At 40.1% G+C, this 14,523-nt stretch carries 11 protein-coding genes; 1 reads left to right on the top strand and 10 read right to left on the bottom strand.

Going from position 1 to position 14,523, the window contains the following annotated elements; all coding sequences use genetic code 11:
- Positions 1–2: 2 nt before the first annotated feature.
- The 10 genes from CZ809_RS06030 to CZ809_RS05985 form a co-directional block, all read right to left on the bottom strand.
- Positions 3–1,400, bottom strand: coding sequence for a M17 family metallopeptidase (locus CZ809_RS06030; RefSeq protein WP_080156468.1), 1,398 nt, complete (start codon positions 1,398–1,400; stop codon positions 3–5).
- Positions 1,400–2,422 (bottom strand): ABC transporter permease, encoded by a 1,023-nt coding sequence (locus CZ809_RS06025; RefSeq protein ID WP_080156467.1) that lies wholly within the window; start codon positions 2,420–2,422, stop codon positions 1,400–1,402. The genes CZ809_RS06030 and CZ809_RS06025 overlap by 1 nt, the downstream gene beginning before the upstream one ends.
- 1 nt (position 2,423) lies before the next feature.
- Positions 2,424–3,410, bottom strand: coding sequence for an ABC transporter permease (locus CZ809_RS06020; protein WP_080156466.1), 987 nt, complete (start codon positions 3,408–3,410; stop codon positions 2,424–2,426).
- A gap of 146 nt (positions 3,411–3,556) precedes the next feature.
- Entirely contained in the window at positions 3,557–5,221 is a 1,665-nt protein-coding gene (locus tag CZ809_RS06015; protein ID WP_080156465.1) for an ABC transporter substrate-binding protein, read from the bottom strand.
- Positions 5,222–5,376: 155 nt separating this feature from the next.
- A complete protein-coding gene (locus CZ809_RS06010; protein WP_080156464.1) occupies positions 5,377–7,839 on the bottom strand; it encodes a beta-mannosidase in 2,463 nt (820 codons plus the stop codon).
- A 243-nt stretch (positions 7,840–8,082) separates the two neighbouring features.
- Positions 8,083–8,505, bottom strand: a complete 423-nt coding sequence (locus CZ809_RS06005; RefSeq protein WP_080156463.1) for a hypothetical protein — start codon at positions 8,503–8,505, stop codon at positions 8,083–8,085.
- A gap of 99 nt (positions 8,506–8,604) precedes the next feature.
- Positions 8,605–9,447 (bottom strand): helix-turn-helix transcriptional regulator, encoded by an 843-nt coding sequence (locus tag CZ809_RS06000; protein WP_080156462.1) that lies wholly within the window; start codon positions 9,445–9,447, stop codon positions 8,605–8,607.
- A gap of 279 nt (positions 9,448–9,726) precedes the next feature.
- On the bottom strand, positions 9,727–10,041 hold the full coding sequence (locus CZ809_RS05995) for a PTS fructose-like transporter subunit IIB (protein WP_080156461.1): 315 nt from the start codon (positions 10,039–10,041) through the stop codon (positions 9,727–9,729).
- A 60-nt stretch (positions 10,042–10,101) separates the two neighbouring features.
- Positions 10,102–11,160, bottom strand: coding sequence for a PTS fructose transporter subunit EIIC (locus CZ809_RS05990; protein WP_080156460.1), 1,059 nt, complete (start codon positions 11,158–11,160; stop codon positions 10,102–10,104).
- A gap of 326 nt (positions 11,161–11,486) precedes the next feature.
- Positions 11,487–12,266, bottom strand: coding sequence for an AraC family transcriptional regulator (locus tag CZ809_RS05985; RefSeq protein WP_080156459.1), 780 nt, complete (start codon positions 12,264–12,266; stop codon positions 11,487–11,489).
- A 322-nt stretch (positions 12,267–12,588) separates the two neighbouring features.
- Here CZ809_RS05985 and CZ809_RS05980 point away from each other — a divergent pair, with 322 nt between their 5' ends.
- On the top strand, positions 12,589–14,478 hold the full coding sequence (locus CZ809_RS05980; RefSeq protein ID WP_080156458.1) for an acyltransferase family protein: 1,890 nt from the start codon (positions 12,589–12,591) through the stop codon (positions 14,476–14,478).
- Positions 14,479–14,523: the final 45 nt, after the last annotated feature.

Below are 14,523 nucleotides of genomic sequence, written 5' to 3'. Positions count from 1 at the left end.
TGTTATTGGTGCAACCGATCTTGCAAGATCAATTGTTGGCAAAGCTCGGTTAATAATAAAGTGCCGTAGCCCGTTGTGGCTTTCGGGTAAATTTTACGGTGATTCATACCCAGTGACATTGCGGCTGAATCAATATGGATCCATTTTTGATCAGGTTGAATAAAGTGTTCTAAAAAGGTAGCGGCAACACATGGGCTACCGTCAGGCTCTTCGCTACCGTGGCGCAGATCAGCAAAGTCACTTTCAAGTGCGGTGGTGAACATACCTCCGGTAGGCATTGGCCATAACGGTTCAGAGCATGCTTGACCTGCTGTTTGAGCACGCGTAATTAAATTATTATCATTACCCATCAATGAGGCATAGGCTTTACCAAGTGCAATACCAGTACCGCCTGTTAAGGTTGCAATATCGACTAAATAATCAGGTTGGTAGTGCTGCTGAGCATAGTGCAATACATCCGCTAGCACCATTCGCCCTTCGGCATCGGTGGTGATGATTTCAACATTGGTTTTATTGAGCATCGTTACCACATCACCGGGTTTAATGGCTTTACCTGACGGCATGTTTTCAACCAAGCCACATAAGCCAATCACTCGAATAGGTAATTGCAGTTGTGCAATAGCATTAAGTGCACCAACAACCGCCGCTGCACCGCCCATATCAACTTTCATGGTGCTCATATACCGCGGTTGTTTAATGCTGATACCACCGGAATCAAAGGTGACGCCTTTACCGACTAAAGCTATGGTAAATTTGGGATCTTGAGGATGATAGTCGAGGCACAATAAACGTGCTTCGCGATCACTGCCTTGAGCGATACTCATTAAGCCACCAAAGCCTTGTTCAAGCATCATTGCATCATTGAGATAAGATAACTCAATATTGTTAATCGCTAATGCTTCTACAGCTTCGACAAAGGATTGTGGATACAGAATATTGCCCGGTTTATTGGTTAACTCGCGTGCAATCAATTGGCTGTGAGCAAGAATTTTACCATTTTCAAAGGCTGTGTTATCACTAGCATCAGCATTCAATAAGGTGAAATCTGCCAGTATTGGGGTTAACAATGGGCTGTTACTGTGGCGATAATGATAATTTGATAACGCTAAACCAAAAGAGAGCCATTTCAGCCATTGCTGACGTTCAAAACGAGTGGCAATATCGGCATCTATGCACAATTGAAGCGTGGTTGCTTGCATAAATGTAGTCGCGATTAAATAGCCAACATCTTGAATATCGGCAACATCAATAACGCGCTTACTGATCTCAGCATTAAAATCATTCACATCTTGGTTAACGGTTAATGTTGAATGTTTACTCAAGGTCAGATGAAGCGTTCGCGTTAATTGATCGCATTGATGCTCACGACTAAAAGTTAAAGTTAATAGGTTACTCTTCATTATTTGATTCCACCATCAGCGATAGGGTGAGGCATTTCGGTTTGAGTATCGATAAGGGTTGCATCACTGCGCTGTTGCCAACGACGCATGCCTTTGTGAGAACGTAACTGAGGGTTGGCAATTTCATCGACGGCAAAGTTTAATAACGATAAACCGATAGCAATAAAAATAAGCGCCATACATGGTGCAAGTATTTCCCACCATGCGCCAATCAGCATCGACGATGAAGTTTGGACGTTATATAGCATCACACCCCAACTGATGGCATTTGGATCACCAAGACCAAGGAACGATAAGCTGGCTTCAGTCATGATCGCGAGCAATACACAGCCTATAAAACTAGCACCAACAATCGACATTAAGTTAGGCAGAATTTCAACGGCAATAATGCGCCACGGTGATTCACCTAATACTTCTGCGGCACGAATAAATTCTTTTTCACGTAAAGATAGCGTTTGAGAGCGCACCACTCGCGCACCCCATGCCCATGAAGTAATGGCGATCACAATCGCTATCGTAAATGGCCCAGCCTGACCAATAAACGCAGCAATAATAAATAGCAACGGTAATTGTGGAATCACCAACATGATATTCATGGCAGCCGTTAAAATTTCATCAACTTTACCGCCAAAATATCCAGCTGAAACACCGATTAAGGTTGCCAGAAAACACACTAAAATACCTGCGCCTAAACCAACGGCCAGTGAAGTACGTGCGCCATAAATTAATTGCGACCACACATCACGCCCCATGCGGGTAGTCCCTAAAATATGATCAGCTTTTTTTGACATTAATAAGGTACGTTTATTGGTGGCTAAGTTTTTCGCTATCCAACCATCAGGATTATTCTGCGCGGCTTTTACTACAAAAGCTGGGTATTCATGAGGGTTGCCTGTTCCTCTATCTGGTGCATGGTTAGTGATCATTGGCGCAAACAGAGCCGCTAATACAAATACCACTAAAATACAGAGTCCAGTTAATGACTTAGGGTTACGAATTAATAATTGAATAATACCTTTCATGTTATCGATCTCCCTTACGTAGACGTGGGTCTAACAGCACAATTAATAGATCGGCCATAAAGTTAAAGAACAACATAAATAAGGTCATCAGTAATAATTGCCCTTGAAGCACTTGGTAATCACGGGCGTGAATAGCGTTTAATAACACCGTCCCAAGACCGGGGTAGTTAAAGATCATTTCCACAATTAACTGGCCACTGATTGCAGTACCTAAGGCCATTGATAGTGCGGTCACGCTTGGCAGCATGGCATTACGAGCGGCATAGTTAAAAATCACGCGATGTTCGCTTAATCCTTTGGCTTTTGCCATGGTGATAAAGTCTTCATTAAGCAAGTTAATCATGTTGTTACGCATGCTAATTAAAAAGCCACCAATTTGGCTGACAGTGGCACATAACAACGGCAGGGCAGCGTGATACATGACATCTTTATAAAATGCCCAGCTTGACCAATCAGGCGTAGTGCCAGAGGTGTAAGCATTGCCAATCGGGAACCATTCTAAGCCAATGGCAAAGGTGAACATCACCAGCATCGCAATAACCACTGACGGGATAGATTGCACCACCAGCGTACTTGGCGAAATAAATGTATCGTAATAGCTGCCACGACGCCAAGCGGCAAAAATACCCATTACTGAGCCAATACAAAACGATAAAACAACCGCAGTTCCGGTTAGAAATAATGACCAACCAATGGCACTACCAAGCAGATCATTAACCGATAATGGATAAAACTTAATGGAGGTTCCCCATTGTCCGGTAAATATATTGGCAAGATAAGAAAAGTATTGTTCATATAAAGGGCCATCAACAAAGCCAAGCAGTTTTTTCATGGCTTCAATACGTTCAGGGCTAACGTGTGAAGTAGCATTAGCAAACATCATCGTAACGGGATCACCAGGCATGGCGCGAGGCAATATAAAGTTTAATGTGGCTGCAAATAATAACGCGACAAAATAAAATGATAATCGACGAAAGAAAAAGCCCATCGTATTTATTCCTAATAAAGATATTTGATTTAATAAGCACTAAATATTGAAAGCGACCGTTAAATAAATAACGGTAGCTTTATATATTTGGGCTGATATCACAGCGAAATAAATACCGTTATCAAAAGATAACGGTATGGTTGGTATTACGCTTTTGGTTTTAAATCTAATACGTGTAATAAACGCTCAGGAACGCCCGCCCATGCTAAAGGACGACCTTTAGGGTTGTCTGTGCTCCACCAACCGGTATAACGACTTTCATTAAATTGGTACACATCAACGCCAGACATGACTGGAATCGTGATTTGGTTTTCGGCAATAATTTTTTGAATCTTATGGGCGATAACCATTTGCTCATCCTGATTCGCAGTTTTGTAGAAATTATCCAGTAACTGGTCTAAATCAGCATTTTTAAAGAAGTGCATTGCAAAACGTGGCATGCTCGCACCTTCTTGATAACGAGAATGATAGGCGCTGTTCCAGTAACGGTAAGGGTCGGCACCGTTAAAATAGTTAGTGTAAGCCATATCATAAGTACCATTGGTCATGGCTTGGTTATAGACCGCAAAATCAGAGGTTTTGGCTTTGACATCAACGCCTGCCATTTGTAACTGCTCAACCCCAAGTTGAACGGTGTTGTTGAAATCAGTCCAGCCGGTTGGAGATTGAATTGCAATTTCTATCTTTTTACCTGTAGGCGTTTCTACATAACCGTCACCATCAATATCTTTAAAGCCTGCTTTTGCTAATAATGCTTTGGCGTTATCAATGTTGTAAGTGTTAAAGCCCTTGTATTGGTTGTAAATATCTTTATCAGCCCAGAATTCTAAGCCTTTACCTAAGCCTGATGCGTAGTCATTAACGATGCCGTTGCCATAAAAAGCGACATCAATGATTTTTTGACGATCAATAGCCATTGATAACGCGCGACGGAAATCAAGGTTATTGATCGCTTCATTATTACCTGGGTGCGGCGTTTTAAAATTCATCATAAAAGCTTGGGTACTTGCTGCAGGATACCAGTATTTATGGTTTGGATTTCGAGCGGCATACAGTGCATCAACATCAGGAATAAAGGCACTGGTCCAGTCAAGTTCTGACTTAATGATTTTATTTAATAGCTGATCGTTATTGGCAATTTGCGGTACGCGTAAACAATCGACTTCTAGGTTATCGTTATCCCAATAATTAGGGTTACGGCATTGCACATAAAGCTGTGGTGTAAAGGTATCGATTTCAGTAAATGGGCCTGAACCTACTGGGTTTTCATTAGTAAATAATTCAGGTTTTTCAATGTCTTTCCAAATGTGTTTTGGCACAATAGGGATCGAAGCAATTTCAAATGGCAGATTAGAATTGGCTTCAGTTAATTCAAAAATAACCTTGTTATCTTGCTGATGGATGCTTTTTATCCAGCGATCCATGCTTTTCGGATCAAGCTCAGGTTTATCATGAATAAGTTGGAATGAATACACTACATCATCAGCGGTAAATGGCGTTCCATCTGACCATTTTACGCCGTCGCGAATTTCAAATGTGACTTGCATCAAATCGTCAGACATATAGTAGTTTTTCGCTAACCGCATTACCGGTTTATTGCCGTGCATTTGGTTAAAAACAACTAAAGGCTCATAAATAAAATCGGTTGTGGTACGTAAATTTGTCGCTAAGTACGGATTAAAGTTACGGATCATGGTGGGATAAAAATCAGCCACAATCGTTAATTGATTTTTTTCAGCGGCAAAAGAACTTGGAGCGCACAATGTTGCTAGTGTTATTAGCGCTAAAGTATGGGTTTTATTTCTGATCATGAAAATTCCTTATTATAAATATGAGAAGATAAATTCCGTATAAACATGATGAAAATAGATAGTATTTATTAATAAATAGCAGTCGTAACAAGATACACATATAAAAATATGCGTATCTGTTGCTGTTATTTATATTATTGTGGAAGCTTTATAAACTAATAGGTTCCTCGAAGGTGATATAAGGTTAAATGCTGTTTTAATGTATTAAGATCACAATCACCAATATAATAAAGGCGATGCTTCGTGCCTGTAATATGACTTGGTAATAAAGTAAAACTGCTATCACTAAAACGACCTTGGCATTCAAGTTGTGGTTCAACAAATAATGCCGGGCAGTCAGTGTCGAGTTCTAGCCAAATAGTCTCATTATCTTGATGCCATTCTGTGTTAATGGTTGGATTTTGCAGTTGTGCGTGTTTAAACAAGCATGGGTAATGTGTATTTTCAGTCACACTGCCATCAGCGGCCGTTAAACTAACATGGTAAAACACCTGTTTAGTTTCAGAGGCGGTTAAGATGTCTTCTGTTTGCCATACAATGTCACTGCTGTCAGTAGCTAATTGGGTGTCTAGTTGCCATGTGGCGAGGACATTCCCTTGCCAATCTGCCTTGATCACTGTTCCGCTAATTGGCATTGGTTGATGATGATCATTAACCACATGCAGTGTTAGAGGTTGTTGCGGCTGTTGAATAAATGTCGCCATCACAGGGGCAAAGAAACGTTTTGCGTGGTGATGGAGTTGTTTCCAACGCCCTGTATATTCAATGCTTGACCATGAACTCACCGGCCAGCAGTCATTGAGTTGCCAATAGAGAATACCGCGGCAATGTTGTTTATGGGCGCGCCAAAACTCAGTCGCTGTTTTAATGGCGATTGCTTGTTGTACTTGGCTTAAATACAACATGTTGGCAAAACCAACGGGAAAGCGGAAATAGCGAGTAAACATTTCGGTCATAATGCTATTACCACGACCGTTCTTTTGGTGTTGTTCAAATGTCGGCGAGGTGACATTCCAATCTTCACTGTCGGCGAAGGTTTTTACCGTTGGCAAAGATGGCCATGATTGATAACCAAATTCCGAACAAAAACGTGGTTTAACACTGTGGTAGGCATCGAACGATTTACCTGAATGCCATACATCCCAGAAATGCATATCGCCACGGTTATCGTCATGCCATGCATCGCCAAAATCGAGTTCGCCATTACACGGTGAGCTTGCCCAAAAACGACGGCTAGGATCGTACTGTTCAACTACTTGTTGCAGCATGCGGTTTAAACGGTCGTAATTCACTACGTATTTTTCACGATTGTGTTTAGATTCGTCATACCAACCAATTGCGCCAATGACTTCGTTATCACCACACCATAATGCCAGTGAAGGGTGATCCGCTAGGCGTTTTACTTGGTCAACAATTTCTAATTCAACATCAGCTAAAAACTCTGGGGTTGATGGATACAAGGCGCAAGCAAACATCAGATCTTGCCACACTAATAATCCGAGTTCGTCGCATAACTCATAAAAAATATCATGCTCATACATGCCACCGCCCCACACACGGATCATATTCATGTTAGCGGCAACTGCATCTTCTAATAGTTGACGATAACGTGCAGGAGTTTGACGGCTGGGTAGGGCATCAAGTGGAATCCAATTAGCACCTTTGGCGGTGATCGCATTGCCATTAACCACAAATGTCATTGCACTACCAATAGCATCGGTTTGTGTATCTAATGTGAGTTCACGTAGTCCAAGTTTTTTGGTGATGGTGTGATTATTAAGCGTAACCGTTAATGGGTACAATGGTTGCTCGCCATAACCTGCAGGCCACCAGCGCTGTGGATCTTTTACGATAATAGTGGTGGTAACGGTTTGAGTGCCATTGTTTATATTATCTATAGCGATAGTGTGTACTTGCTTATCAAAGTTAATATCAAGTGCTTGCTCCGTACTTCCCCCCAGTATTTCACAATCAATGTTAACTGTGACTTCACAATCGCCATTGGGTAGCCATGCTTGTTGGGTTCTAACATGGTGTAAGCGAGTGTCATAAACAGGGGTGAGTGTTAGCGAGTTATATACCCCTGTTGATAATAAACAAATGCCCCAATCCCAGCCCGCGTGACATTGGGTTTTACGCAGAGTATTCATGTGTGGAATTTGATTATTACCGACCGCCCATGGCACGGGGAAAGGTAGTTTTTCTGCACGTCGTTGTGCTTCACTATCATTACGCGCTAATGCAATACTGATGTGATTTACACCCTGTTGTAGGTAGGGCAGAACATTAACCTGATAAAGACGGAACATGTTGCTACAGGTTAATACCTGAGTACCGTTAATGCTAACGATAGCCATGGTATCAACAAACGATAAATTCAAATCGATGGCGGTTGCAGTTAGTTGCTCGGTTGTGAGTGTGAAGTCTGTTGTTAGTTGCCACTCACTTTCACCGACCCATTGAATTAATTCTTCATTACAACCGAAATAAGGTTGTGGCAGTAAATCCGCTTGAATGAGCGCTGAATGTACATCGCCAGGCAGTGAGCATGGAATAGAAATATGTGAATGCTGTGGGGAAGTGAGTAGCCACTGACCATCTAATGAAATATGCGACACGTGAGACTCCTGTCAACTGCGCGAATAAAGTAAGAGTGTATTACGCTCGTTAAAAAATTAGCAGTGGACAAAAGGCGTTGTAACTGGACTTATGTACCCAATTGATGGATATGTGACCGTGTTAAATACTCTGTGATAGGTTGAGGATATGGCTGGCGGGGATGATTTGTCATTATGTTTGATGAACAAATGACATCGAGATTTATTGATTTCAATGTCATTTGTTTTAAGTGGCTATAAACTTTAATTCAAAGTGATTTTTAGCGTGTAGTTTTGGCTTGAGTTACGTTTACTGATGGCGTGATATTCACCGATACTAAGATGATATTGACCAGTAAAAGGTAAAGTATAAGTATCGCGCTGATTAGGGTTAGTTGAAATAGCTGAAATGTCGACCGCTTGTTTCATCTGTGGATGCTTAATTGTCACCCATAATTTCGCGCTATCAGTTGTTACTAAGGTAGTGATTTTCTGGCCTTGATGGCCGTAGAAACTGAAGTCATTAGTAACATCGTTATTAACGACGCCAGAATATTGATAGCTATGGATCTGCTGAGAAAATGGAATTGATAATGGTGATTCCATGGCCGGTGTTGTATTAGCAAAAGCAGAGAAGCTAATGTTACATGCGCAAAGAACGATCAAGGCTTGCAGTGATTTTTTCATTGATGTAATAAACCATTAAAGCGGATAATTTTATGCTTATTCGCTTTAATAGAAATAGGCAAATATAGAATATAAATATTCAGTTGTTTGCCTTATTTTTTAATGCACTCGGTATTCTGTTGGTGTCTTGCCTGTTTTACGTTTAAAAACACGACAAAAGTAATTGGAATCATGATAACCACACCGATTTGCCACCTCTTCTAAACGGAAGTTGTAGCGTTTTAGCATGAATTTAGCCCGTTCTAAACGTACCCAAGCGATATAATCGGCAAACCGCATATGGCCTTCTTGGCGAAATAAGCGCGAGAGGTGATTGGGTGAGATATTAAACCTTTCAGCAACCGTATTACGGTTAATATTACGGTGAAAATTTTCTTGGACGTAAATACAGATGCCTTTAAATAAATCTTGGCTACGACGGGTACAGTCAGCCGTTGGCATTTCAAGCATGTCTTTGCAATAACACAGCAAAGCTATTAATAGAAATTTATCAGCAGGTTGTTTTTTCTTTTCATGGGTTAAGCTTGATAAGGCATTGAGAATATGATCGATAGCATGGCTACTGCGTTGCGGTACGCTGTATTTTTGCACATCATAAAATCCGTCTTCATTTTCTCGCTTACTGACCAAGCTAAAGCCAAGTTGACTCTTGCCAAACAATAAACTTAATACTGAGCACTCGTGTTGCCAATCTGGTTTATTCCATGCATTGGCAGGAATGAATAATGCTTCGCCAACGCCAAGAGTGATATCTGCTACATTTGATTGTTGATTATCAAAGGTATTGGCATAACGGCCTTTAAATACCAGTTCAAGTCGTGGAAAGTTAACTTGATAACTTGATTCTAGCGGTGGTAACGAGTCACCAGCAAACCAAATGTTATTTAAAGATTCAAAATCAGAAATGGCACTATCAAGCAAATCAATAAAAATATTATGCATGTCTTGCGTCTACTTATTGTTATTCAGTATGGACGTGGACTGATGAATGACTAAAGACCACTAAAAAAGCACTATATGTATGAATATGAGTATTATCAGTTAGCTGGTGGTTGATTGCGATATAATGCTCTTGAATTTGTTATCTTGATGCCAGTTTATTTTGATGATGAGGCTGTTTTAGCTGTTATATAAAAAGCCACCTTAAATAACGTGATCTAAGGTGGCTTTATTTGACGGGTAAATTATAAGGCACACATTTAATTGTGCCTTATCGCATGATTAAGCTTGAGCTAAATGCGCTTCAATTTTATCCATGATTTGTGGTGCTTTCTTTACTGCATCAGCCACGCCTACACGGACAATTTTCTTACCTGCGAAACGCTCTTCGTTTTTAATGGCGATATCTTTAGTCAGAATAATAATATCAGCGTCAGCGACTTCACTCATGGTGATTTCGTTTTCGATACCGATAGAGCCTTGTGTTTCAACTTTAACATCCCAGCCTTTTGCTTTTGCGGCAACTTCTAGTGCTTCAGCAGCCATGTATGTATGTGCAACACCAGATGGGCAAGAAGTGATAGCTAATAATTTCATGTGAATCTCCAAATTTGTTATTTAATGCGATTAACGCGTTGATAAATGAATGCGATGTTATTAATCAAAACTTAGGTCTAGGTCATCAGATGCAGCAGCTTGTGCTTTATCTTCTTCACGGTCTGCAATTGGCTTTTTAAGGAAGTTAACCATGAGTGCCGTCGTTACAGAGCCCGCAATGATAGCCACGATGTAGAAGATACGACCATCAACAACCGGAAGAACAATCAGACCACCCCAAGGAGCGTGGTTTAGGACACCGAACAAGAATGCTGTAACGTTACCAACGATACCACCGACAACGATTGACGGGATTACACGTACTGGGTCAGCAGCAGCGAACGGGATTGCACCTTCAGTGATACCGATACAGCCCATGATGCCAGCCGCTTTGCCTGCTTCGCGCTCTTCATCAGAGTAACGCTTAGGTGATAATAGAGTTGCAAGGAACATACCTAATGGTGGTACACAGATAGCAACACCCACACCACCCATTAACCATGGTTGAGTACCAACTTGTGTTTGAGCAAATAGAGTAGCAACTTTGTTGATTGGACCACCCATATCAAAGGCTGTCATACCACCAAGAATGGCACCTAAGAAAGCTTTAGAGGTGCCAGCCATGCCTTGTAGCCAAGTGTTCATGCCTTCCATTGCCATTGCAATCGGAGCACCGATAACCCAGATAACTAGACCTGAAACAATGAACGTACCACCGATAGGAAGAATGAAATAAGTTGAGATGGCTTTTAGTTTGTTAGATAGCGGAATACGTTTTAGTTGTAGTACGACGTAACCTGCAATGAAGCCGACAATGATTGCCCCGATGAAACCGGCGTTAACTTGGTTTGCAAGGTAAGCGCCAATCATGCCTGGTGCAAGTGCTGGACGGTCAGCGATAGAGTAAGCAATGTAGCCACCTAGCACTGGTACGAATAAAGTGAAACCTGCGATACCCATGTCCCAAAGGCCTTCAAGGAAAACACCTTGAGGTACAGCACCTTTACCACCTAGCATTACTGATAAGGCAAGTAATACACCACCCGCAACAACGAAAGGTAGCATGTGACTAGTACCAGTTAAGAGGTGCCGCTTTAATTGCGATAATTGGTTTTTCATAAGAATAACTCCATTTCGTTATGACGATGTTGGCCACGGATAAGGACAAGAACATAACAGGTTTAAGATGGCAGTAAGCCGTTTTGTTGGAGCTATTATGGGTGGCAGAAGCTATTCTCGATATGGGATAAAGCGCGCATTTACTGGACATTTGTAACCAGCCAAATGAGATGTGATTTAACTCTCAGGTTGAAGGTCAAGATAAGGAGATCTAGCGCACAGAACAGGCGCTGATAGTGTTTATTTTTGGTTGCAGTAACAAGAAAAGCACTTTATACAGGGAATTATAGGGGACTTGAGTGCTATAAGCGTTTGATGAAGGTGGATTAATCTAACCGTAATCGATATTGATCTGGCGTGGCACCTGCATATTTTTTAAATAAGGTAATAAAGGGGGAGGCTTGGTGATAGCCTAATGTTAACGCCGTTTCGTTGACTGACATGCCTTGGCGCAGTAAATGTAATGCATAGATAAATTTACGTCGCTGTCGCCATTCAGTAAAACTGATGCCTAATTTATTTTTATAATGACGTGCCAATGTACGCTCTGTGGTATGTAGCTGTTGTGCCCACTGGGTGAGTGATAAATTATTGGTTGGGTTATGCTCTAACTCAATAAGGATCGGTTGTAATAGTTTATCTTCGCTGGTGGGCAGAAATTGGTCGTGTTCTTTACACAATAGCACCTGATCAAATAATACTGTGATTAAGCGTTTATCTTGCTCGGTTGTTGCAACCATAATCTGACGTTGGCGCAGATCTTCAATAATAGCGGTTATTACATCAGTGACTTCAAGTAAGCATGGATAAGCCGGAAGTTGATCGGATAACGGTGAACACACATTCATTGAACAATAATTAAGGCTACGACGAATGTAACTTTTATGTTCAATCATGGCTGGTATCCACAATGCATAACGAGGCGGTGCTAAAAAACGATTATTGTGAGTACTCAGTTCAATAATACCATTAGTAACAAGATGTAGTTGACCCCAGTAATGACTATGGTAGAGGGTACTGGTGTCAGGTTCAAAAACTTCATGAACAAAAAATATATCATCAGGTGGATTATTATTGTCAATAATTGGGTTATAAATAATGGTCATTATGAATCCAAATGATGTTATTAAGTATTAAGTATATCAGCCACTAAGAGAGAGAAGAAAGAAACAATTTGAGATAAGTAATTGCTTTTATGATGCGGTTTATTTCTTAGTTATATCAATATCCCTCCTAAAGAGCATAACCCATGAGCACCTTTAGTGCTGATGTTATATTTTATACATATGCATGTTGTTTGTTTGAGCTTTAAATATTGTTAGTAATTGTCAAATTTGTTGTTTTTATGACATTAAAATTAAGGTTATCGTTTATTTTCTTGTTCTTCATTTTTCAGCGTCATCAATATGTTAGCTGTATAGGAATATTATGAAATTTAGAGCCGATATTAATGGCTTACGTGCCCTTGCAGTTATTGCGGTAGTGCTTTATCACTTCAATCCACCATGGATCCGCATTCCCGGTGGTTTTGCTGGGGTTGATGTTTTTTTTGTTATTTCTGGTTTTCTAATGACCAGTATTATCTTTCGAGGGATAGATAATAACAAATTTTCTATTATTCAATTTTATATTGCACGTGCGAATCGTATCATTCCACCATTAATGGTGGTGTGCAGCGTTTTATTAATATTAGGTTGGTTTTACTTAACCCCTGTAGATTATCGAATATTGGGTAAGCACATTGCAGGCAGTAGTGGCTTTATCTCCAATATTTTTTATTTTAAAGAGTCTGGATATTTTGATGCAACATCTCATGAAAAATGGTTATTGCATACCTGGTCGCTTTCTGTTGAATGGCAATTTTATATTATTTATCCAATTTTATTGGTTATTCTAAAAAAAATATTAAATTTCAATAGTATAAAAAGAGTATTGTTAATTGTTACGGGCTGTGGCTTTTTATTTAATGTGTATGTGAGCTACCAAAACCCAACGTATTCTTATTTTTTATTGCCAGCGCGTGGTTGGGAGATGCTATTAGGCGGTTTAGCCTATTTATATCCGATTCAGCTCAATGAAAAGAATCAGAAGTATTGCCAGTGGTTAGGCGTCATGTTGATTATTGCTGCTTATAGTACGATGAGCGAAAAAGACATGTGGCCGGGGTACTTGTCTTTGATGCCTGTTGAAGGTGCCTTTCTTATTATTGTGGCTAATTATCAAGGTGGTTTCTTTAATAACGCTGTTTTTCAGCGCCTAGGTACATGGTCATATTCAATCTATTTATGGCATTGGCCAATTGTTGTGGTGGGCTATTATTTATCAATACCTTTTTTTGAATTTATAGGGATACCTGTATCAATAGTCTTGGGTTATTTGAGTTATACCTATATTGAAAATCGCAAAGTAGCGCTTAAATCGCCATCATTATTACGTCAGTTAACCATGAGTAAACCTTTATGGCTAATTATTATTGTGGGGGGAGCAGCTGCGATAGTATTTAAAAATAATGGTTTTGCTATCGATAGATTTCCAGTTAGTGTAAATAACATCGTAAAAGATATTAAATCGACGCCTAATCGAGTGAATTGTCATATTTATGATTATCAAGATCCAACTAAAGCATGTGAGTATTATGGGCATGATATTAATTGGGCAGTGCTTGGCGATAGCCATGCGATTAGTATTAGTTATGCGTTAGCCCAACGTTTAAAAGCAACAGATCAAGGCGTTAAACATTTTAGTTTCGCAGGGTGTATTCCTTCTTATGGAAAAGGTAATGATTTTAGTTCTTGCTCTCGTTGGTATAATGAAGCGGCTGACTATATTTTACAAAATAAGCAGATCCAAAATGTGGTCTTGATTCATCGTTATTCAGCGGGTTTATATGGTGAAAATGGAGGAATATACCCTCGGTTATCACATAAAAAAATGCCGGAATATGCGGGAATATTAACATCGTTTGATGCGTTAGTATTGAAATTAGCTAAAACAAAAAAAAATGTGTACGTGATAAAACCTAAGCCTGAAATGGGGCGTAGTATTAGTAAATTATTTTATGAAAATTATTGGGTTAGTAATACAGTTAATGATGTGAAATCTGTTTCCCTTGCATATTATCAGCAGCGAAATAAGGATATTTTACGGCATTTCCAGCAGGCTCACTATCCAAGCAATGTGCATTTTATTGATCCTATAAAAGAATTTTGTGATGGCCGTAATTGTTATGCGATTCAAGACTCACAACCGTTATACTATGATGCTCATCATGCGACGCAGCAAGGGGCTGATAAAATTGTATCGCAGATAGTGATGTAATATTGAAGATAATAATCTGGGGTTCAAGGATGAACCTGAAGTGAC

Origin of the sequence: Photobacterium piscicola, from assembly GCF_900166965.1 — a bacterium.
GTDB lineage: Bacteria > Pseudomonadota > Gammaproteobacteria > Enterobacterales > Vibrionaceae > Photobacterium > Photobacterium piscicola.
This window is presented reverse-complemented; position numbering and strand designations above follow the sequence as displayed.